The following is a 23,744-nucleotide window of genomic DNA, read 5'->3' on the forward strand; positions in this document are numbered from 1 at the left end:
CATATATAAATAAGAAGTACTCATTCTCATAGATCTTTTTATAAAAAAAGGCACAACCAAAAATGATTGTGCCTTCAACTAAACTCAATACGCATATGTGCGCTTACGTAACCCTATCTAAAATTATTTTGTGGCTTAGGTTTTCCACTATCGTCATTCGAATTATCTACGTCCCACCATATTCGAACATCCATTCGATCATCAGCTCCGTAAATATCTGACGGTATATTTTTTTCATTATAATCGTGCTGTTTTACCGTATAGCGAATACGTTTGATAAACAAACCTTGTTTAACTGTAGCAGACATATTATTATCATTATTTAGTAAACGTGGATATCCAGTTCTTCTAAATTCAGCCCATCCTTCATTTCCATTAGGGAAAATAGCCAACCATTTCTGCTTGTGTATTGCTTCTAACACTTTTTCTTTATCACTTCCTTCAAATATTCCATCTTGAATATCCTTCAATCCTGATACATACTTATTTGCGTTATCCTCAGAAATTTGGAAGTACTCCATTGATGCTTTTACTCCATCTATGTAATATGACTTTGGAGTCATGGAAGCTCCTGTCCATCCTCTTAAGCTAGCCTCAGACATTAAGAAACAGGTCTCTGAATAACCTAACCATACAATTTCTCTATGAATTGAGAACCACCCTTTAGGGTCTTGTAGTGCATTTGTTTTTAAAATTGACACATTTGTAGTGCTATGAATAAGATTTTCGGTTTGCCCTACTTTATGCCCTATATATTGTCCAAATGTTGTTCCTGGAAGGGCAGGTAGTTCGAATCCATCACGTATTGCTTTCTCTGGACCTGTTTTATACCATAATGCACCACATCGAGGATCTAAATTTTCACTCCATGACTTATAAGCAATTTCAAGATCTTTAGTCATCACAGCATCTAACCATGCATTACTACATAGATAATAGATATTTTCTTGAGTGATCATATGGGTCGCTAGATTATCACTGTTCGAAGAAAACACACCATCTGCGATAGCACTCTCTCCCTCTTCTTTAGCTAAAATAGGATCCACACCACTTACTCTTAAAGCCAAACGCAGTCTCAATGTATTCGCAAATTTACGCCATTTTGTATAATCACCTTGGTAGTAATTATCAGATCCAGGTGCAATATGAAACTGATCTACATCAGAAGCTTTAGCAAGAACCGCAGAAGCATTCTTCAACTGTTTAAATAGATCTATATAGATATCTCTATCCGAATCATACTCTAACTTTGTAGCTTCTGAAATATTCTCTTCAAAAACATACTTATATGGGATATAACCATATGTATCCACCATCATACTCGTCAAGAAAGAGAAATTAATATCTGCTACAGCTTTAGCTTTCGCATTCCATACAGGAGCAGCATTCATTTTTTTCACTAATGATCGATACTCTTTTACTCTTTCATAATAGAAGTGCTCCCAACGCTTACCAATCCAACCATCGTTGTACACATAATTGGGTGACAATCCAGAGAAATCTGCTTTGTTATGTGAAAAATAGTGTGCATAGATATCATGAAAAAGATTCGTAGCTCGCTGGTAATCAGCATAAGGACCTTCGAAAATAAATGGAGATATCAACTTATTAATATCCTCATCATAATGTTCGCCATCAAATACCACTGCATTATCAGTTGAATACTCTGGTTTAATCGAAGTATTGATGTCTTCAAATCCATCAGTACATCCTGAAACCATTCCTCCTAGAAGAAGTGCAACAGGAACTATTCGTTTTATATTACTTAGTTTGAACATTTTATTTGATCATTGGAAAAATTAGAAACCTAGTTTAACAGAAAAACCTAAAGTACGTGTATTAGGAATCGATGAATAGTCAATAGCTTGTGAGAAAATACTACTATTAAAACCTCCAACAGGTGAACCCGGAGTATTCTTACTTAAGAAACCTAGGTTGCGACCAATAAACGAAAATTTCACCGAGCTAAAAGGAGTCTTTTTTAGAACATGGGCTCCTAGAGAATAAGTTACTGACAACTCTTTTAATCGAACAAAAGATGCATCGTAAACAAACTCTTCAGCAATTCCTTGCTCACCTCCTACCGTACGATAATATTGTTCTTTACTAATTTCAGTTGTGTTAGCCGTTCCATCTCTTTTGACTCCTGGATAAACAAATGCACTACGATCTTCTGTAATTTTAGCAACTCCAGCATTGGCAGCTATTGCCTCACTGATAGAAACAATATCACCACCTTTTTGCATATCAATTAATCCCGAGAAGCTAAGGTTTTTATATCTCAACCCTAATCTAACGGAACCAATCCAATCAGGCTGAATATTACCAATAACGGTACTCTTAGAGTCTTTAATTGGCACACCATTCTCTCCAACAACTACCTGTCCTTTTTCATTACGCAAGAAAGTATTGATCGATTCAATATCTCCCAATTCATGTCCCTCAACAGCTGCAACTTTCACCATATACTCATCTGTACTTCCAAGATACACTTTGGGAGTCCCTTCACATAAGCTTTCAACATTCGTTGTATTATGAGAATAATTCACATCAATATCCATACTAAAATCCTTGGTACGAATTGGGGTTGTATATAACATCAATTCCAAACCTTTATTGGTAATACTACCAGCATTGATTGTCTTATACTTATAATCCACACCATCATCCACAACCATTACTTGATTCTCAGTTTTAGTCGTATAGTAGGTGGCATCAAGCCCTAGTCTGTTACGGAAAAGTTTCACTTCACCTCCAACTTCATAAGAGGTACTTATTTCAGGCTTCAGATCATCGTTAGGTCTAGTATCAGGAACTTGAAATTCCATCTTACCATTCTTTTCAACAATGTCTACTAGACTATGTATTTCATAAGGATCACAATCTTTACCTGCTGAAGCTGCAGACCCTCTAAACTTAACAAAGTCAATAAACGAAGGTATAGTCACATCCTGCTTCTCCAAGAACTCACTCAACACAAAACTTAGATTCACAGAAGGATAGAAATAAGAATTATTTTGCTCTGGAAGTGCAGAAGACCAATCATTACGTGCTGTAACATCAATCGTTGCATATCCATTATAGGTAAAATGTGCAGAACCATACAGAGACTGCACCTCTTTTTCGGTCAATGTATTATAGGCTATTGAACGTAATAGATCATTTGCCCCTTGCAACAACCAATAACCTTTAAACAAATTACTAGTTCTTGCATTTAGACCTTCACTCTTATAATACATTCGGTTTCCTCCAAAAGTAAAACCATATTGTGATTTGTTACTCTCAAAATCACCTGTCAACAAAAATTGACTATTAAATTCACGATAGGTTGATTCCCTTCTTACAAATGAATCATTTACAATATCTTTCACATCAGTTTTCCCAATACCATCACCACGATCTTTTTCGTCAGTACCCGTTTTGTGAATATCAAAAGCTTGTTTCAATGTCAACTTAATTTCTGGTGTGAAATCCATTGTTAGTCCAAAGAATCCAAAAGCACGAAGTCTTTCATCTTCATTCATTAAAGCATCACGAGTGTAGTATGGGTTTCTAATTTGAGTATCTGGACCATACCAATTTCGATGAACTTCATCTTTCGATGAAAACTGCTTTAAATCCTCCATACTTACACTTGTAGGTATATTCAACAGTTGGTACATTTCACTTCTATTACCGAAAATAGGACGATTGGTATTTTTTGAATCAACTAACGAAACTTTTGAATTCACTGCAAACCAAGGAGCCAATTTCATGCCGCTATTAATATCTAAAGACATCTTCTCCTGCTTATTTCCCGAGAAAACACCTTCATTCTTAACATACCCTAAACTAGCCCTATAATGTCCTTCTTCAGTTTGTTTTCCCATAGAAACATTATGATTCTGAGAGAAGCCAGTTGTAAAATAATCTTGTACAGGATTGCTTAATGCAGAATAAGCTCTTTTTTCGCCGTTCCATGCTTCAACCTCTTTACCATCTAACGCAGCACCCCAGCTATAACGAGATTTATTATCATATACCCCATTGGTACCTTGACCGTATTGGTTTTGGATATCCATTTGATCAGTCATCTCTGACCATGTAAAACTACCGTTATAGGTAATACCTAAACCAGCTTTCTTTACACCTTTTTTGGTCGTAACTAAGATCACACCATTACCTGCACGCGATCCATAAAGTGCGGCAGCATTTGGCCCTTTCAGCACAGATATAGACGCTATATCTTCTGGATTAATATCAACAGAAGCACCACCTCTATCATAACCACCATAAAGCGATGCTCCCGAATCAGAGTTGTTATTAAAAGGAACTCCATCCACAATCCATAAAGGCTCATTATTACGCCCCAAAGAACTATTTCCACGAATTGTAATTTTAGAAGAACCACCCATTCCAGTACTCGACTGTGTAATCTGTACTCCTGCAACTTTACCTTGTAATGCACCTGTTACATTTGAGTTAGAGGTTTCATTCAATTTTTCTCCCGAAACTTCTTGAACTGAATAACCTAACACCTTCTTCTCACGCTTAATACCCAAAGCAGTAATCACTACTTCATCAATATTGTGATTCTCTTCTTGTAGAACAATTTTTGCGGGTAGACTATTAACTAAAGAGAATTCTTGTGTAGCATACCCCATAAATGATATACTCAACACAACATTTGGATCACACACTAGAGTAAACTCTCCATCTATACTTGTGATAATCCCTTGCGAAGTTCCTTTCACGATAACATTCACTCCAGGAAGAGGAAGTCCACCTTCATCCACAATAGTAGAAGAAACTTTCACTTTTGTCTCCTTCTGCTGTTTTGTTACTTTTTTTAAAGCCACCTGCTTACCAGAGATCTTGTACTCAATGTCAGTTCCTTCAAAAACCTTATCAAGCACTTTCATAATATTATCCTCTTTCACATCGACTGAAAGACTCATACTAGGGTCCACAAAATCCTTATTATATACAAAAGTATAAGGAGTCATCTGCTCTATCTTAGATATGACATGCGACAAGGAAGTTTGCTTCGCCTGTATCACAATATCAGAATCTAAATCGAATGTTGATGCCATTGCAGGCATACTCCACATGGTTACAGCCATTACAGAAACAGCCATCAAGTGTTTACGAAGTCCTTTCCTGAGGGCATAACTCACCCTGCCAGAAAAATATAACCTACTCATATTCTGGTATTTAATTAATTATTGATTGATTTAGTATTACCTTACAGGACAATATATCTTATCCTATTTATGAAATCTATTTTTTACGTACAATGATCTTTCGATCCTCTACACTATCATGTTCAAATTTAATAGGTGCTGTAAACTCAAGCAGCTCAAGTATCTCTTTTAATGACTCAGTCGTCACACTTAGGTCATAGGTATAATTCCCAATTTCAGGATTAAGATATTGAAATTCCACTCCAAATTTTCGACCTAATCGATCCGTAATATCAATAAGTGATCTCCCTTTAAAGGATATCTCTCCATCCTTCCAATCATCATATTGTTGAAGATGTTCAACCTTATTTATATCCACCTTTTGATCATCTTTAATCTCTGCAACCATACCTGGCTTTAAGAAATACTCCTTCATCTCCTCACCTGAAATAGAAACACTTCCTTCCTTCAAGGCCACAACCGATTTATCTTCTTCTGGATATGCATCAACATTAAATTTTGTTCCATACACCTTTACATCACATCTTGGGGCATGAACAACAAAGGGAGTTACATTCTTAGTCACATGAAAAAATGCCTCTCCTTCTAAGTGCACCTCTCTACATTTTTCAGAAAACACAGAAGGATAACGTAATTTTGAACTTGAATTAATCCACACTTCCGTTCCATCAGGAAGGACCACTTTTGATGGAGCACCAGTAGATGTTTGAACCTCTATAGGCAAAGAAGATAGAGTAAGATATTCATTGACTTCACTTCGTTGCTTAAAATACATCGATACAAATCCCAATGAAATTAAAACCAGAATAGACGCTGCATATCTCCATAACTTAAGATGTCGAAGCAATCTTTGGTGAGAGACATTATCGATAGACTGCTTCAACTTCTCCCATTTTTGTTGAAGACTAAAAGCATTACTTTTAGTCTGTACAAATCTTAAGCTCACAGCAACACATTTTGCTTCTTCAACCTCATTAGCATACTCTGGGTGCTTATGAATCCACTCATCCCATCTTTGACGATGTTCTAAATCACCTTGTGCATAACACACAAATGAGTGATCCATTAAAAGTTTATTATATATTTTACTATTTATTTCTGACATATATCTAGATATTGTACCTACCTCTAACGATCGTTTCATTTACAAGAGGGCAGAAAAAACATTAGGTACTCAATTATTTGAAAAAAAATGCATCTACTCTTCAGTAGATGCATTAGGGGCTTTATTTTTTGAAATCATTCTACTGACAAACAGCATAATAAGATCTTTTGAAATAGTCTCTCGTAGTTTCTTATAAGTTCGATGAAGTAAATTTTTCACACTCTGTGGATTCATTTCAAGTTGATCAGCCATCTCTGCAATCGATAAACCTATATGAAACTTGAGATAAATAGCTTCTTTGGGTTTGCCTCCTAAAGTCATCAGTGCCTTTCGCACTTCTTGTGACTTTATTTGGTCCAATTCAGAATCCATCAACATATCTTCCATGGAGAGTTCGAATCCATGATATTCTTGTAATTCACCATCCAAGTTCTTATTCTGTTTTTGTAAAGCTTTGATTAAACGTCGTTTAAATGCAATAAACAGATAACTTTTCACCTTCTCCACTTTAGATAAAGAAGCGTGTTTATCCCACAAATAAATAAAAAGGTCTTGTATTACATCATCAACTAAAGTGGCATCGGACGATATTTTGTGTCCATAATTTGCCAGCTCATCATAATAGCTTTTAAATAGCGTCTCTAACCCTTGCGAGGAACCTTTACAAAGTTTCTCCCAAGCATCTCTCTCATCTATCATATCACAAAGGCTGCTTCATAAGTAAAGAAAAGTTAAAACTAGCAATATTTTAACGATCGAAACAAAAAAAAATGTGTTTTATGTAACACAAGGAATACATAAAACACATTTAGCGCCCATTCAACAAGGGTTATTTTAAATATTTATTTTTTATTTAAGATATAAATTACTGTCTCCATAACTCAAAAAACGATAATTATTATCTAAGGCATGCTGATAAATCTCTCTCCATTTCTCACCTAAAAATGCTGAAATTAATAACAATAGAGTACTTTGCGGTTGATGAAAATTTGTAAACATTCCACGAATGACCCTATATTTATAACCAGGAGCAATGATTATTTGTGTACTAGTTCTAATTTCATCTAATCTATTTCGTTCCATCCAGAGAATCAATGAGGATATGGCATCCTCGGTTGAAACATACTCTAGTTCCTGATAAGGTTCCCACTGCTGTACATGAAGATCTTCAAGAGGTAATGTTATATTTTGTTGAACTTTTACTCCCATCCAATACAATGATTCTAAGGTTCGAATTGAGGTAGTACCAACAGCAATCACAGATTTGATATGTGCAAGTAGATTTTTCAAAAATATCTTACTCACTTCAATCTTTTCAGTGTGCATTTCATGACCGCCAATGGTTTCACTCTTTACTGGCTGAAATGTACCAGCTCCTACATGTAATGTGACCTCATCTGTATCTACACCAGCATGATGTAAACGATCAATTATCTTTTCCGTAAAGTGCAATCCTGCAGTAGGTGCAGCCACAGAGCCTTTTATCTTTGAATAGACAGTCTGATATGTCTGTAGGTCACTATCTTCCGTATCACGATGTAAATATGGTGGAATCGGAATATTACCAGATGCCTCTAAAACTTCCGAAAAGGTATAACCATGGTTCCAAGAAAAAACAATCTCTCTAGCATTGCCTACCATCTCCCCTTTCTCCGCTTGCAATGAGACTTCTTTACCATCTGCCATGATCACTGGAAGAGTTAAAACCCCATCTTTCCACTTCTTGGCATTACCAACAATACATTTCCAAGTACAATGTTCCGTCTCGCCAAAAGATTGCAGATAATCAATAGGTTTTAATGGTTCCAAACAAAAAATTTCAATCTTCGCACCTGTTGACTTATGAAAATATAGTCTTGCACGAATGACTCTAGTATTATTAAACACCAGCAAACTACCACGAGGAACAAGGTCTGCGACGTCTTTAAACATACGATCTTCCATCTTACCATCCTGAAAGAACATCAACATCGAATCACTTCTATTAGACAATGGATACTTCGCAATACGCTCATCTGGCAGAGGGTAATTGTATTGATCCATTGAGATCTCTTGAACACCTAAATTTTTTGTCATTCCTAATTCTATCTCATTATAATTTTCATCGGTCACAAAAGTAAGAAAGAAAGATGTAAAACCATATTATACGAATAAATTCATATTATTATAGAAATCAAAATCCCATATTATTTAAAGAGTGCCTTTTAACTTCTAAAGGCACTCTTTATCTGTATTTTAGTTACTCTTTAATAAACTTTTGATGATATTCACCTGAGCTTGTAGAAACTTTTAACATATATACCCCTGAAGGCAAACTACTCATTGATACTTTTAAATGTTTATGATGACACAATTTACTAAATACCATAACTCCTTCCATATTGAAAACCTGAATCTTCTCCAGATTGGACATTCGAGATAAAATATTTAATATATTCTTCACGGGATTAGGATAGACACTCAAGTCTCTTTCGAATGAAATATCGACAGATGCTGTTGAACCTTTATCCGTTTTGATCACACCAATATCAACACCATTTCCTGAATCTAACCTATCACAAGGTCTCACATCAAATTTCTTATAACCATAACTACCTTCATGATATGCCAAAAACCGTAATGCCACAATTTGACCATTAGGCATATCTGCAGGTATCATATATTCGCCATTAAAAATCTGTCCTTCCGCGACATCCTTAACTTGGAAATGATCATAAAAGATCTGATCATCTGGATCAAAACCATTACGATTTGCATCTAAAAAGAGTTTAAACCCTATCGCATCATTATCACTACTCTCTCCCTTAGAACACAAGCAACTCCATTTAATAAGTCCATCAGGTCGAACCCGAACAACCTTACTTATAATCAGATCACTATATGCAGGTATTTGATCTTGTGGAACAATATGTTGAATCTCATTTACATTCACTGTTTCTATATGACCATACTTTGTTCCCCACTGCTCTTTCACTTCACAAACTCGATAAGAAGATTCAATATAGTTATCTCTCTTAAGTTGTAATGATTTACCATTTCCAAGCACCACATCAAGTGTTACATCATACAATCCTTCATTTTTATAGATTACCAAAGGATTTTGCTCCTCAGACTGATAAGGGGTTCCCCCATCAAATGTCCATTTTCTTGAGACTACTTTTGCTCCATTAACGACTCTCGAAAGATCTGTAAACTGAACCTTATCGCCAAGAACTAGAGAGGTGCTACTGGCTGAAAAATCAACAGAAGCTCTTTGTTCAGATGGAACTGTAATCAATCCATAATCTTCGATTTCACCACTTTCAATCACATCACACGGAGATGCAATTACATTTGCAGATTCTCCTCGATAGTAAACCATTACTCTAATCCTAGATGTTTCGATCACAGCATCAACAGGTACCATTATAGTTCCACTAACCGTATACTCATTTTTCTTAAAGTTCTTTACAGATACATCCTTTTGATATATCAATTCATTAGCATCAAATGAACTATTATGATCCCAATCAGCCCAAATATGAACTCCATTAATATCTGCTTTTCCAGCTTTCCCCTTATCCAACATAATTTCAAAAGGAACTTCTGAGCCTGCCTTCACTGTAACCTCTTTCTCCTCATGGTAATCCGTATAGCGTGCCCAATTACGACTATAGTGGGTCATATTACCTATTTGTACTTTTGTTATTCCGCAATACGTCGCATATTGTGTTGAAGGGGTACAATAATTTACCTCTACCTGTATGGCATTTTTCTTAGTAATACGTTTCTTAATTCCAGACTGAGTAGTTACCTCTAGAGACACATTATAACGACCAACTTTATCATAGATAATACCTTTGGGCTTTTTCCCTTCAAAGACAGATGGAGTTGCACCTTCCAATTCCCAATACCATGAAATAATAGGATCTGAGCTAGGGCTATTACTTAGGTTTAAAATAGTAGGATTATGTCTAAGTAGAATCGTTGGGTTTGGTATACTAAACTCTGGAACAACAGTTGCCACTTCGGGCAATACAGTTAATGCATAATCTTCGTACTCACCACTCTCATAATTCCCCTGAGGATCGTAACCACTTGTGGCTCTATCACGGGTCTTAAATGCAGCAAACACTCTTAACCCAACCTTCTTCCCTTTTACGATATCACTCGGAATGGTTATATTTTGCTTAAACACATAATCGCCATTCTTATCTGCACTCGTAAAAGTCATGACATGTTCTACGACTTCTTCACTCGCATCGAATATGAAATCGCCGTTTGTATCGATCCATGCGTGAATAATATAAGAATCTGAAGCTGCAGTATCATGCTTATTCATTTTGACCATTAGCTCATAGGATGTGCTTTGGTTCACGACAGCCACATGACTATCGAAATAACTTGTACCATTGGTCACTTTTGAACTATTATCGATACTCGCAAATTTCACTTGTGTAATCCCTGCATAAGATCTAAAACTAGAAGAAGGATAATGATATTGGGTGTATGGATCTTGAAAAACCAATGAAAGGTGATTATTTTCAATCGAAGATATTTCCTGTCCCTTTTCCTTAAAGGCATTCTTCTCGAAACGTAAAGATATATTGGAAACACTACTTTTTTTATCATGGGTCAATGCTTTACCTTTCAGAGATAGAACCGCTTTGGTATTAGACACTTTATTCAATACAGGAGTTAATCCTGCAGGAATCCCACTGATCGTATAATGCGTAGCCGCGATAAGACTCGCGTCAATAAAGTGTAGCCCATTTAATAGGGTTATATCAATAGTTGTTGAAACAGCACCATTGTTTAGAAAGTCCTCTTCAAAACTATTCGTACTATAACTCACCCCCATACTTGGAACAAAAAGGTCGTGTACTCCCGTTGCCATCAGATTGGTCTCTTGCCACAAAGGTCTTCTTGCAGGATGTTGCAATGCTGCTTTCATTCGCATCACCTGATCTTTGGTAAACATCTCATAATCGTTGGTATAGTTCATGAAATTCTGAGTGTTGGTCAACTGCCCTAAGCAATTCAATTGATCGACCTTCATGTGGGTTCTATCTACCACCGGAGTATCATTACAATGGTCTCCACCATTCGTTTCTGGACAACCTCCCTGAAATGTATGTGCTAGGTTCATGAAATGCCCAAACTCATGGGTCAACACTCGCCTGAAATTTTCACTTGTATTCGAAGCTAAATAGGCCCCATTATAAACTACACGAGCAAGATTATCGTTGGTCATCAAAGAGCTAGGATACCATGCTACTCCTGAATTGTTTGTGTCTCCATCATTATATAGGTCATGCATGATGTAAACATTCATATATTTCTTGTTATCCCACGCATACTTCTTTATCTGCTGATCATATCCTGATGCATGACCGAAGCCTGACATCACTTTATGAAACGTGACCCCAGTACAAACACCCCCATCTGGATCTACTTGTGCAAGCCTAAACTCAATGGGTAATACACCTAGAACAGGCTTAAATTGAGGATGAATTTGATCTTGACCTATAGATCGTTGGGTGAAATCACTGTTTAACTTTCTTATCGCTTCTTGGATCAATTCTGTCGTAACCATTTTACCGCCTTGGTTTTTTCCAAACACATGAAAAACCACAGGGATAATATATTTTTTTCCAGCATCGACAGCATCTTTCGACTTATACTTCTCGATCCATTCCTGCATTTCCTTTTCGGACTTCAAATGTGCTTTATATGCTTCTGGATGTGCCTTCCAATAGGCGTCCTGCTGTGTTGTGAAGTGACAGGTTTCGTGTGAATGCTCTTGTCCAATGGCGTCTGGTTGTATAAAGATGCATAACAATAGCAATCCAATACGCCACCCCAAAATTCTGTTTAAAATCATAAAATAACAATGTATATTTTCTATCTTGATAAAATACTTCCTTTCACAAAAGTAAACATAATACTTTACCCAGGCACATTTTTTAACATTCGATATTTTAATTAGCCCTATATAACCGGGATGACCTAATACTTATAAACCATTCAAATGCTGCCACAGACAACAAATACATATATACAACGCTATATTATCCAATCAAATTACGAGAAACAGACCATCATTTATTGTAGGTTTAAGTTTTTGAACCCGTAGCTATAATATTTTCATCAAAAACATCATGACCACATATCGTTATGGTTTCATAACTCTTTTGCATCTCCAAACCTATAGCATGACAATAGATTATTCATCTATTAAACATTTTTGATGAAGCAACTATCAATGAAGTATCCTTGAAGTATCAACAAACTACGAAGGAAACCCTATCTAAAATGTCGGTTATTTCCTAAAGTAGAAGCACTTTTCCGATCCAAGTTATCATAAGAACCATAAACTATCTTATTGGGGTAATTCATGTTCTTTATGCACCCTTTAAGAACACGCAGCTCCAGCTTGGGAACAGAATCTATTGCAATCACACTCCTGCATTTTCAACATTCCTGTATTCTCAAAGCCAGACTCACCTGACTAACATACTACTATCACCTGCTTTTTTTTGGGTATCATTCCAAGCACACTCGAAATCCCCTCACCCAAAATGGGAAATCGATGAATGAACTTCGAGTGAACTTGGAATGAACTTCGAGCCATCTCAGGGGCAAAGCAGGAGCAAGTAGCTTGTTGGTCATAGTAAGGTGAGTTTCCATTATTGAGTAATATGCCAATACATATGGTTGCAAAACTTACTGGTATGGTATGATATGATGATAAATTATGAACCTTGTTATCTATGTGTGTTGGAAGGCAGGGGCAACGGAAGATTATCAATGAGGCAGTAGATTGTTTAAGAAAATTTAGACAGAGTTAATTTTACACCGTCCGGAAAGAGCCTCTTTTTTACACAGAAGAAGGATTAGTTGCAGAATTTCGTTCTTTCTTATTTCCTTGGACCTTTGACCATAGATTAACATGAGGCATGGATGTTGTACAGTCATTCGCATAACATTTGAATACGATAACAAAATGTGATATTGGTATCAGAACAATCTTGCAATTATGTATAAAAACGTATGCACTGTCATATGATAGTCCCAAAACCTATCAAAGACAATGCATACAATAGAATCAAAAGAAACCTCTATTTTAACGTAATCTTATATACAGAAGCTAAGTAGAAATCAGAATCTGCTTTTGGGGTGATGATTAACCCATCACTATCTTTAGACCACTTCAAATTCTCACCATCCATCGTTTGGATTGACTTAATAGTCGAAGTGTCAAAATCTTTAAACTTTGTTAGATGTAGATCATCTTTATCATTTTGGAATGATGTAACAAAAATCTTATGATCTTTGGCAGTATAACGATACTCTTTTTGGTGAATTCTCATACTATGATTATTGTAGTGAACATCTTTTTCATCAATAATATCACCAAAATATTCTCCATAACTCGACCATGGCGTAGTACCATAAATAGCATCGCCATTAGTTTTCAACCACTGCCCCATTGCCAATAATCTTCTTTGCATTCCTTCAGGAATTGTACCATCTGCGCGTGGTCCAATATTCAATAGCAAGTTACCGTTCTTACTAACCACATCTACCAATAAACGAATTAATTCAGCAGGCGTTTTATACAGGTCATTTACCTCTTCATTTTGCATATAAGCATAAGAAACACCAAGTGTAGCAGGATTTTGCCAATGATCACCGATGGTTTCAACTGTCATATTATCCTTTTCGAAGCAACCTACTCCAGCAGGGAAGTTTGGATGTTTACCTTTGTTGTTGAAATAGACTTCTTTCCCCCATTTTTTAGCATGGTTCAAATAGTCAGCGATCATTTTCTTATAAGCATTCTCAAATTTAGTTACCTGAGGATCACCTTTTGCAGCGTATAAAATTGGCACATCATCAATCCACATAAAATCCGGCTGATATTTTTCTTCCGCTTCTTGCCAGCGTGCCACATAATCCGCAATAAATTCATCACTATAGTCAAAAGGACCATATAAAGACGCTGCCTTAGGATCGTTTTTTATCTCTTCAGCAACCTGAGAAAATGGTTCATCGTGAATTTTAAAGGAAGCAGTAAAACGACTTGGATGACGCTCTCTATGATAAGAAATTCCATACTTTAAACCCTCTGCTCTAACGGCTTTCGCTAGATCTCCAATAAGATCTCTTTTAGGTCCCTTTTTAGTAGCACACCACTCTGTTAAATCAGAATCCCAATTTACAAAACCATCATGATGTTCTCCTGTTGGAATAACATATCTAGCTCCAGCAGCTTTAAAGAGTTCAGCCCACTGCTGAGGATCCCAATTCTCAGCACGATATAGATCTACCCAATCTTTATAACCAAACTCTGGAGGTGCTGCACCAAACTTCTTTTGAAAGAAAGCCTCATAACGCTCCGGACGCTTATACATATCATTAGTAATTGCTTCCGCATATCCTTTATTTCTATCCTTATATCCAGCAACACTATAAGGTCCCCAGTGAATAAAGATTCCAAATTTTCCATCTTCCCACCATGTCGCAGGTTGGGCTTTAGCTAAAGATTCCCAGGTTGCCTCATAAGCCGCTTCTTTTTCTTGCTTTTTACTCGTCTCAGACGCCTTCTTTGACGCACAAGAAAACATAGTAGCTGAAGCGAGCATTAGAGAAGTCACGATTGTTTTCATTGAACTCATCCTAATTGGTTTTTTCTTAGTTACAATTTATATAATGTCATTTCTTTGCACATTTAACGACTGACAATAATGAAATAAAAGTAAAAAGGAGTATGTTTATGAGCCACATACCAATGTATTACTGACTTGAAATATTTTGGTAGTAAACAGAGTGTATTTTTGTTCTTGGCTGTACTTTGTCTACTAAATGTAACCCATAAACTACTACACTTTACTAAATCACTGATCGATTACAAATGTACTTGCAAGAAAGAGCTCTTGAGATCACGTTTAGATCAATTATTAACACGTATGATTCACCATGAAAAATATGTTGTAGGATGACAACAAGCGTGTTATTCTACTATATTTTTGTAGTAAAAAACATAAAATGGGACTATCCTTACCAACTCGCTAAAAAAAATAGAGCCATCCGAAGATGGCCCTAGTCAATGAGAATGAAATATACACCTATTTTTTTATCACTTTTCTCACCTCTTTTCCATTTACAGTCTCAATTAGGACAAAATATGTTCCCGGAGAAACTTGATCGAAGGATAATCTTATTTCTTTGGTATTATATTTTCCATCATAGTAAACGATGCCATTTATATCATATACTTTCACATTTTTAATGGCATGGTCATTCGATAAAATACTCAATAAGCCACTAACAGGGTTAGGATAAATAAGAATATTACTATTTTGTTGTGATAATTTATTTACACCTGTTGACTTGTCAGTTTTTCCAATACCAAAATCTACTCCATTACCAGAATCTAGTTTATCACAAGGATTGACATCAAACTTTTTAGCCCAGTAGGTTCCTTCATAGTATGCCACAAAACGCAACACTGCAGTTTCTGTTTCATCGAAAGTATCGGGGACAGTAAAGGTTCCTTCAAACACTTTTTCGCCATCTACATCTTTGGCATTAAAGTGGTCATAGAAGATCTGGTCGGCAACAGTCAAACCATTTCTGTCCGCATCAAAGAATATCTTAAACCCGATAGCATCTCTATCTCCACTTTCTCCTTTATGACACACCACACGCCATGAAATCTGTTGTCCTGTTTGTGCTTCTACCACGTGAGATTTATACAGGTTTGTATAGACAGGAATATCTACATCAGGTAATACATGATTTACTTTCCCAACTTCTATACTTTGGATGTGACCAAACTTGGTTCCCCACTCTTGGGTTACCTCACAAACTTTGTATACCGCCTCTACATAATTGTCTCTTTCCAAAATAAACGATTCACCGTTATCTAAAGTGACTTTTAGTTTTACTGGGTATACTCCTTCTTTGTTATAGACCACTTGAGGATCTTTCTCAGTAGAAGTAGATGGGGTCGCCCCTACCAATGTCCACACTCGTGATGTAATATGATGTCCTTGAACAACTCGTGTTAAATCGGAGAATTGAACTGTGTTTCCTACCACCACTTGTTTCTTGTCGGCGGAAAAGTCTATAGATACTTTTTTATCCGAAGGAGAAACCATCAAACTATAATCTTCTATTTCGCCACTCTCAATAGCATCACAAGGAGAAGCAATATAATCTCGCTTATCTCCCCTATAGTATACCATGATTCGGACTCTCGATCTTTCTCCCGAAGCATCAATAGGGACCATTATGGTTCCGCTTAACGAAGTACTATTGTTTTGGAAGGAAGCTATTTCTACATCATGGAATACAGCTAATTCATCGGCATCAAATTCACTATTGTGATTCCAATCACACCATATATGAACTCCGATTAAATCATTGGCTCCCGAAAGTCCTTGATCTAGATCGATCTCATATGGCACCTCTGTTCCTGCTTGAATGGCAATCTCTTTTTGACTATGGTAATCCATATAGCGCGCCATATTTTCTGTTTGATGGACCATAGTGCCTATCTTCACTCTTGTGATTCCACTATACGTTGCATATTGTGTGTTTGGTTCACAGTAGTTTTCTTCGACAGTGATGGCATTGTCTTTATTCAGAACTTTCTTCACCCCAGATGCAGTAGTGACTTCTAATTGGATATCGTATGCTCCTTCTTTTTCGTAATATATTTCGGGAGGCATTTTTCCGTCAAAAGTTTTAGGTTTTCCTCCTTCAAAAGTCCAATGCCACTGCGTAATAGGATCGTTAGATGGGCTATTGCTTAGATCCAATACCTTTAGATGGTGTCTCAATAAGATTTTATCAGAAGATAAGCTAAAGTCAGGAGTTAATTCTGTAACCGTTTCTAAAGCCTTCACACTGTAATCCTCAAACTCACCACTTTCATATGCTCCTTGGGGATCATAACCACTACTATTTTTATCTCCCGTATTGTATGCTGTCAGGATACGTAGTCCAACTTTTTTGCCTGTAATAAAATCTTCAGGTATTGTGATGGTTTGTTTGTACAGATAGTTTCCTTGCTCGTCGGCATCCTTAAAGTTCATCGTGTGATCCACAATGGCCTCATCCTCGGTAAAAACAAAATCTCCATTCTTATCTAACCAAGCATGAATAATATATGAATCCGTTGCTCCCGTTTCAAATTGATTCATTGTAATTTCTAAATCATAATCTTGACCTACAGCAACGACTGCCATGTGATTATCAAAATAGTTTGTTGCGTTGGTCACTTCACTCGTATTATCAATGGTCGCAAATTTCACTTTTGTAATACCTGAATATGCACGGTATGATGATGATGGATAGTGATAAGCTGTGTAAGGATCTTTGAAAGAGATCTTGATATGACTGTTCTCTAATAAAGAGATGGTCTGCCCTTGCTCTACGAAAAGATCTTCCGAGAAACGAAGGGTTAGATTCGCCATACTATTGTCTTTATCATGGGCTAAGGCCGTTCCTTCTAAAGATAAGCGTGCGGTCTGATTATCTTGTTTCACTACTTTTAGGGACACTCCTTCTGGCACATTAGACACAAAATAGTTTTGGTTGGCTACAAGATCTACATCCTTAAAGTGGAGTCCATTAAGAAGGTTAATTTCAAGACTATTCGCTATGGTTCCGTTGTTTAAGAAAGCCTCTTCGAAAGTGTCACTACCATAACCAATACCAAAAGTCGGCACATAAGTGTCTGCGACACCTGTCGCCTCTAAGTTTTCAGGTTGCCAAAGTATTACACGCGCAGGATGTTGCATTGCTGCTCTCATACGAAGGACCTGATCTTTGGTGAACATCTCATAGTCATCGGTGTAATTCATAAAATTCTGTGTATTGGTAATTACACCATGACAATTTTGTTGATCTATTCCCATATGAGATGCATCTGCTGCGGGCGTATCATCACAATGATCACCTCCATCAGCTTCAGGACACCCTCCTTGGAACGTATGGGCAAGATTTAGAAAGTGTCCAAATTCGTGGGTTAAAACACGTCTAAAATTTTCACTTGTATTCGATGATAGAAATGCGCCGTTATATACCACCCTTGCCAAGTTGTTTTGTGTCATATACTCATTGGGATACCATGCCACTCCTGAGTTATATGTATCGCCATCGTTATATAGATCATTCATGATGTAAACATTCATATACTTGGTGTTATCCCATGCATATTTCTGAATCTGCTCATCATATCCATTACTGTGTCCAAAACCGGATGCTACGCCATGGAACGTTACCCCTGAAGTCATATAACCATTTGGGTCTTTTTTTGCCAAACGGAATTCGACAGGCATCACTCCCAGTAGGCTTTTAAAGGTTGGATGAATCTGATCTTGACCAACAGACCTTTGTGCATAATCACTATTCAACTTAGTGATGGCTTCTTGAATAAGTGCTGTAGTCACACTCTTTCCTGCCTGTTCTTTACCAAAGACATGAAATACAACAGGAATGATATAACGCTCTTGGGCATCATACTTTTTTTTAGATCGCTTCATCGATCGAATTAATCGATCCTGATGTTTTTGTTGTTCTAAATAGGCTTTGTAAGCATCGGGATGTGCTTCCCAAAAAGAAGATTGTGCTTCATGAAACTTACACGTTTCGTGGTTGTGTTCCTGTGCCACAATGCGGTTACAGAACAAGGGACACAGCATCATTAAGGATGCCATGAAAAGGTAGATATTTTTCATACGTATGAAAATTAAGGTTAACAATCACGCTTCTCAGAATAGAAAAAACCATGGACACCACCACCTAAAGTTTTAAAACATAAACGTATTCATGTTACCCTTTTCCTTCGCCCTCAAATCATCCGAATCAATAGTTGTTGATACGGTCTAGTTAGTCTAAGAATAATCGAGAAGTACTATTCGACTTCTAGTTCTTTATACTATAGACCTAAAAAACAACACTTCCCCCCTATCTCAACACAACTTTTTTATACTCCATCATTCCCTGAAAGGAATGGTTAATATCGGCCAGGCCTTCAGTCCTTGGTAATTGGTGAGATATTGTACCCAAGGCTCATGCTTATGCAGCACTTCCGCGCTACATATTCATTTCACCATTGGGCTAGGTTCGGTCACCCCATTCGGGGCTGGGTTGAAATAATAGTGATGTCCTTTTACGAAAAATGGATCACCATTGATTTACTACATACACGAAGTGTTTTTTTTATGCTCCAATATTCCCTGAAAGGAATGGTTAAGATCGGACAGGCCTTCAGCCCTTGGTAATTGGTGGAATGCTGTACCCAAGGCTCATGCTTATGCAGCGCTTCCGCGCTACATATTCATTTCACCGTTGGGCTAGGTTCGGTCACCCCATTCGGGGCTGGATTGAAATAATGGTGATGTCCTTTTACGAAAAATGGATCACCATTGATTTACTACATACACGAAGTGAATTTTTATACTCCAACATTCCCTGAAAGGGAAGGTTGGCAACATCATAAGGTTATCTGAGCTTCAACCCTTTGTGTCTTCGTGGTTCCCTTATCCATTTTTCGCCTCATCAAATCCGTGTTGATCCGTCCAATCCGTTAAATCCGCGGCCTATCCCTTGCTCCAAAACTCCTCGTGGTGAATTTTCCTATTGCGCTTGAATATGCTCCATGATGCCGAGCGGAGCGCTACGTTCCATGCGGTTGGGCTATCCCTCTGGTGCCAAGGCATTCGCACGAGAGGGATAGCCCAATATGAATTGTAGGTGGAGGGGACGGACTTTCAGTGCAAGATCAAGTAAAACAATGATCCGTGGCTATTTAATGTGGGACGTTCGGTGTATTGTTTCAACAAAAGAATAGTTTCTGTTTTAATGAACAGGTCCTGTTTGAATATGGAAACATTTATTTTGCTATTTTTGTGCTATAAAACGATTTAACAAAAGAGAAGTACTCTTTTGCAGATACAAATTTGTGTAGCAACTAGTAACGATGTTATTTAATCAACCAGAGAAATATTTCTTTAAAAAGAGGCAGTCCATTAACCTTAACGGAGCATTGATTTCATTGGATCATCCAGTGGTTATGGGAATTTTAAATGTAACGCCGGACTCCTTTTTTGAAGAGAGTCGATATAATACGAAGAAAGAGATTTTAGAATCTGCAAAAAGAATGATTGCTGATGGAGCATCGATCTTAGATCTAGGAGCCTACTCCACTAGGCCTGGAGCTGCAGATGTTAGCAGTCAAGAGGAGTTTGATCGATTAGATGAAGCGATGTCTACTATTCGAGGGGCATTCCCTAACTTTCCAATATCTATTGACACCTTCAGAAGTGGAGTAGCACGAAAGATTATTGAGAAGTATGGGCCATGCATTATTAACGATATATCTGGAGGCACTCTTGATCCCGAAATGTTTCGCACTGTTGCACAACTCAAAGTACCATATATATTAATGCATATTCAAGGTACCCCAGAGAATATGCAAGAGAATCCAAACTATAAAGATGTCTTTAAAGAGACTTTGCATTTTCTCTCGGAGCGAGTAGCACAACTTCGAACATTAGGAGTGGCTGATATTATCCTTGATCCAGGCTTTGGTTTCGGAAAGAGTATGGAGCATAACTATGAGTTACTTAATCGATTGGATGGTTTCAAAATCTTAGAAGCTCCTATCTTGGTTGGTTTCTCACGAAAATCGATGGTATATAAACCATTGAATACATGTCCACAAGAGGCATTAAATGGAACAACAGTTCTAAATACGCTTTCATTGCTTCAAGGGGCGAACATACTAAGGGTTCACGATGTTAAAGAAGCAGTAGAGGCTGTGAAATTGGTTGAGATCACCAAATCAACGAGTAAGAAATCGTAATATTTGTTTTTACAAACTAAAATATTTTTCATTTGAGTTTATTTATTACCATACGGCTATTAGATTTTATCGATATTCTTTTGGTGTCGATACTACTGTATAAACTTTATAAGTTAATAAGGGGTACTATTGCATTTAATATATCAATGGGAATCTTCACGGTTTATTTGGTTTGGCTATTGGTTAAAGCTCTTAAGATGGAACTTATTAGTACCATATTGGGGCAACTTTTTGGCGTAGGGGTTATTGCGCTTATCATCGTATTTCAACAGGAGATACGTCGTTTTCTGATTATGCTTGGGTCACAATATAAGCTTCATCGATGGATCAACTTCGAGAAGATATTTAATTACGACTCTCATGGCACGGACAATAGCAACAATCCGGTCATTGATATTATATGTGCAGCATGCAAAGAGATGGGGGCAACGCGAACTGGAGCACTTATTGCGATCCAAAGGAAAGCGGATCTTAGTGAATATGCTGCAACAGGGGAAGCCATACAGGCAAAATTATCAAAAGAGCTATTAAAAACAATCTTCTTCAAGAATTCACCACTACATGATGGTGCCGTGATTTTATATAAGAACACTATCGTTTCGGCCAGATGTATATTACCTGTCACAGATCAAAGGACACTATCTCCAGACCTTGGGTTAAGACACAGGGCTGCTATTGGGATGTCAGAGATGACTGATGCAATCATCATTGTCGTATCAGAAGAAAATGGAACCATCAGTATTGTTAGAAGTGGAAATATCTATCGAAGACTTAATGCAGAAGAACTAAATAAGCAACTACACAAACAGTTTCAAGCAGAATAGCTCTACATACAGGAGTATCAATAGAGAAGGAAAAATTAGGGAATTATTTATTTTATATCATATCGTCATGCAAATTAAAACGGCAAAGTTTGTCATCAGCAACACGGATCCACTAAAATGTCCAAAAAGTAGTAAACCCGAATATGCATTTGTTGGACGTTCTAATGTGGGTAAGTCGTCGCTTATTAATATGCTTACCAATCAGAAAAAACTAGCCAAGACCTCAGGAAGACCTGGTAAGACACAGCTGATTAACCATTTTATTATCAATGACTACTGGTATCTTGTCGATCTTCCAGGATATGGTTATGCTCAGGTATCAAGAACACAGCGTCGTAAATGGCAAGACTTTGTAAGAAATTACATTCAACATCGTGATAACCTTACATGTGTGATGGTTTTGGTCGATTCACGTCACGAGCCACAACAACCTGATCTTGAATTTATCGAATGGTTAGGAATTAATGGAGTTCCTTTTGCCATCATCTTTACCAAGGCAGACAAACTTTCAAAAAATCAGTTGGCAAAGAGTATTGCACACTACAAGAGTGAACTGTTAAAAACATGGGAAGAGCTACCTCCTCACTTCATCACTTCAGCTGAATCCGGCGATGGTGCAGAAGGTTTATTGGGCTATATTGACCAGATCAATGAAAGTCTTAAAAAGAGAAATTAGTTCGCTTTTATTATATTACAAAATTTTAATAGTGGTTTCGTTGGTTATTCTTTGGTCAATTTATTAGTTTTGCCCCAAGAATACAATCACTAATTTGATTATAAATCTGAGAGATGTCTGTAGACAAAAAATTAAAAATCTTTTCGGGTACTGAAACCCAATATTTGACAGAGAAAATTGCATCTGCTTTAGGTGTAGAAGTTGGTAAATCTGCTTGCCCTCGTTTCGCTGACGGTGAATTTGAGCCTTGTTACGAAGAGACAATTCGTGGCGCAGAGACTTTCATCGTTCAGTCCACTTTTCCTCCGTCAGATAATTTGATGGAACTTCTTTTGATGGTGGATGCTGCAAAGCGTGCTTCTGCAAAACAAACAATTGCTGTAATGCCTTACTTTGGTTTTGCACGTCAAGATCGTAAAGATAAGCCACGAGTTTCTATTGGAGCGAAATTGATTGCTGATATGCTTTCTACTGCAGGTATTGATCGTTTAATCACGATGGACCTTCATGCGGATCAAATCCAAGGTTTCTTTAATGTACCAGTTGACCACTTGAGTTCAACAACTATCTTTATTCCTCATATCGAGAAGATGAATCTAGAGAACTTAGTTGTTGCTTCACCTGATGTTGGAGGTTCGAAAAGAGCAAATGTTTATGCAAAACACCTAGGTACAGACCTAGTTCTTTGTCATAAAACACGTGCCAAAGCAAATGTTATTGGAAACATGACATTGATTGGTGATGTAAAAGGTAAAGATGTAATCATTGTTGATGATATGATTGATACTGCTGGAACAATCACTAAAGCTGCGGACTTAATGAAAGAGATGGGTGCAACAAGTGTACGTGCATTCGCTACACACGCCGTACTTTCTGGGCCTGCTTATGATCGTATCGAAGCTTCTGGTCTTGACGAGGTTTACTTTACAGACACTATCCCTCTAAGTAAAGAATCACCAAAGATTAAAGTACTTTCTTGTGCAGAGATGTTCGCTGACGTTATACGTAATGTTCACGATAATCAATCGATTAGCAAGTCATTCATTTAATTTTTGCTATATTTGCAACGATTTTTTTAATATCAATATATTAAAGG

At 37.1% G+C, this 23,744-nt stretch carries 12 protein-coding genes; 4 read left to right on the forward strand and 8 right to left on the reverse strand.

All coding sequences use genetic code 11. From position 1 onward, the window contains the following. Positions 1–113: 113 nt before the first annotated feature. The 8 genes from K5X82_06395 to K5X82_06430 all read right to left on the reverse strand — a co-directional run bounded on the left by K5X82_06395 (position 114) and on the right by K5X82_06430 (position 19,019). Positions 114–1,778: a SusD/RagB family nutrient-binding outer membrane lipoprotein gene (locus tag K5X82_06395; GenBank protein QZT38519.1), complete on the reverse strand. Its 1,665-nt coding sequence runs from the start codon at positions 1,776–1,778 to the stop codon at positions 114–116. 21 nt (positions 1,779–1,799) lie between these two features. Next, positions 1,800–5,183: a SusC/RagA family TonB-linked outer membrane protein gene (locus tag K5X82_06400; GenBank protein QZT38520.1), complete on the reverse strand. Its 3,384-nt coding sequence runs from the start codon at positions 5,181–5,183 to the stop codon at positions 1,800–1,802. A gap of 76 nt (positions 5,184–5,259) precedes the next feature. Continuing rightward, the gene (locus K5X82_06405; GenBank protein QZT38521.1) at positions 5,260–6,288 is read right to left on the reverse strand and encodes a FecR domain-containing protein; all 1,029 of its coding nucleotides are present in this window, start codon (positions 6,286–6,288) and stop codon (positions 5,260–5,262) included. 93 nt (positions 6,289–6,381) lie between these two features. Beyond that, on the reverse strand, positions 6,382–6,987 hold the full coding sequence (locus tag K5X82_06410; GenBank protein QZT38522.1) for a sigma-70 family RNA polymerase sigma factor: 606 nt from the start codon (positions 6,985–6,987) through the stop codon (positions 6,382–6,384). 150 nt (positions 6,988–7,137) lie between these two features. After that, positions 7,138–8,364 carry an S-adenosylmethionine:tRNA ribosyltransferase-isomerase gene (locus K5X82_06415; protein ID QZT38523.1) on the reverse strand — a complete coding sequence of 409 codons (1,227 nt, stop codon included), beginning with the start codon at positions 8,362–8,364 and terminating at the stop codon, positions 7,138–7,140. 163 nt (positions 8,365–8,527) lie between these two features. Further along, on the reverse strand, positions 8,528–12,151 hold the full coding sequence (locus K5X82_06420) for a T9SS type A sorting domain-containing protein (protein ID QZT38524.1): 3,624 nt from the start codon (positions 12,149–12,151) through the stop codon (positions 8,528–8,530). 1,237 nt (positions 12,152–13,388) lie between these two features. Continuing rightward, on the reverse strand, positions 13,389–14,948 hold the full coding sequence (locus tag K5X82_06425; protein ID QZT38525.1) for an alpha-L-fucosidase: 1,560 nt from the start codon (positions 14,946–14,948) through the stop codon (positions 13,389–13,391). A 450-nt stretch (positions 14,949–15,398) separates the two neighbouring features. Next, positions 15,399–19,019 (reverse strand): T9SS type A sorting domain-containing protein, encoded by a 3,621-nt coding sequence (locus K5X82_06430; protein ID QZT38526.1) that lies wholly within the window; start codon positions 19,017–19,019, stop codon positions 15,399–15,401. 1,337 nt (positions 19,020–20,356) lie between these two features. Here K5X82_06430 and folP point away from each other — a divergent pair. From folP to K5X82_06450, 4 genes are all read left to right on the forward strand, one after another. Further along, positions 20,357–21,148, forward strand: a complete 792-nt coding sequence (folP, locus tag K5X82_06435) for a dihydropteroate synthase (GenBank protein QZT39096.1) — start codon at positions 20,357–20,359, stop codon at positions 21,146–21,148. A gap of 32 nt (positions 21,149–21,180) precedes the next feature. Then, positions 21,181–21,972: a diadenylate cyclase CdaA gene (cdaA, locus tag K5X82_06440; protein ID QZT38527.1), complete on the forward strand. Its 792-nt coding sequence runs from the start codon at positions 21,181–21,183 to the stop codon at positions 21,970–21,972. A 67-nt stretch (positions 21,973–22,039) separates the two neighbouring features. After that, the gene (yihA, locus tag K5X82_06445) at positions 22,040–22,648 is read left to right on the forward strand and encodes a ribosome biogenesis GTP-binding protein YihA/YsxC (GenBank protein ID QZT38528.1); all 609 of its coding nucleotides are present in this window, start codon (positions 22,040–22,042) and stop codon (positions 22,646–22,648) included. A gap of 113 nt (positions 22,649–22,761) precedes the next feature. After that, positions 22,762–23,697: a ribose-phosphate pyrophosphokinase gene (locus K5X82_06450; GenBank protein ID QZT38529.1), complete on the forward strand. Its 936-nt coding sequence runs from the start codon at positions 22,762–22,764 to the stop codon at positions 23,695–23,697. Positions 23,698–23,744 lie beyond the last annotated feature (47 nt).

Source organism: Prolixibacteraceae bacterium (assembly GCA_019856515.1).
Classification (GTDB): Bacteria; Bacteroidota; Bacteroidia; order Bacteroidales; family Prolixibacteraceae; genus Halosquirtibacter; species Halosquirtibacter xylanolyticus.

Coding starts and splice junctions, on each gene's coding strand:
- K5X82_06395 (QZT38519.1), bottom strand. CDS start 1,778: ATGTTCAAACTAAGTAATATAAAACGAATAGTTCCTGTTGCACTTCTT.
- K5X82_06400 (QZT38520.1), bottom strand. CDS start 5,183: ATGAGTAGGTTATATTTTTCTGGCAGGGTGAGTTATGCCCTCAGGAAA.
- K5X82_06405 (QZT38521.1), bottom strand. CDS start 6,288: ATGTCAGAAATAAATAGTAAAATATATAATAAACTTTTAATGGATCAC.
- K5X82_06410 (QZT38522.1), bottom strand. CDS start 6,987: ATGATAGATGAGAGAGATGCTTGGGAGAAACTTTGTAAAGGTTCCTCG.
- K5X82_06415 (QZT38523.1), bottom strand. CDS start 8,364: ATGACAAAAAATTTAGGTGTTCAAGAGATCTCAATGGATCAATACAAT.
- K5X82_06420 (QZT38524.1), bottom strand. CDS start 12,151: ATGATTTTAAACAGAATTTTGGGGTGGCGTATTGGATTGCTATTGTTA.
- K5X82_06425 (QZT38525.1), bottom strand. CDS start 14,948: ATGAGTTCAATGAAAACAATCGTGACTTCTCTAATGCTCGCTTCAGCT.
- K5X82_06430 (QZT38526.1), bottom strand. CDS start 19,019: ATGAAAAATATCTACCTTTTCATGGCATCCTTAATGATGCTGTGTCCC.
- folP (QZT39096.1), top strand. CDS start 20,357: ATGGGAATTTTAAATGTAACGCCGGACTCCTTTTTTGAAGAGAGTCGA.
- yihA (QZT38528.1), top strand. CDS start 22,040: ATGCAAATTAAAACGGCAAAGTTTGTCATCAGCAACACGGATCCACTA.
- K5X82_06450 (QZT38529.1), top strand. CDS start 22,762: ATGTCTGTAGACAAAAAATTAAAAATCTTTTCGGGTACTGAAACCCAA.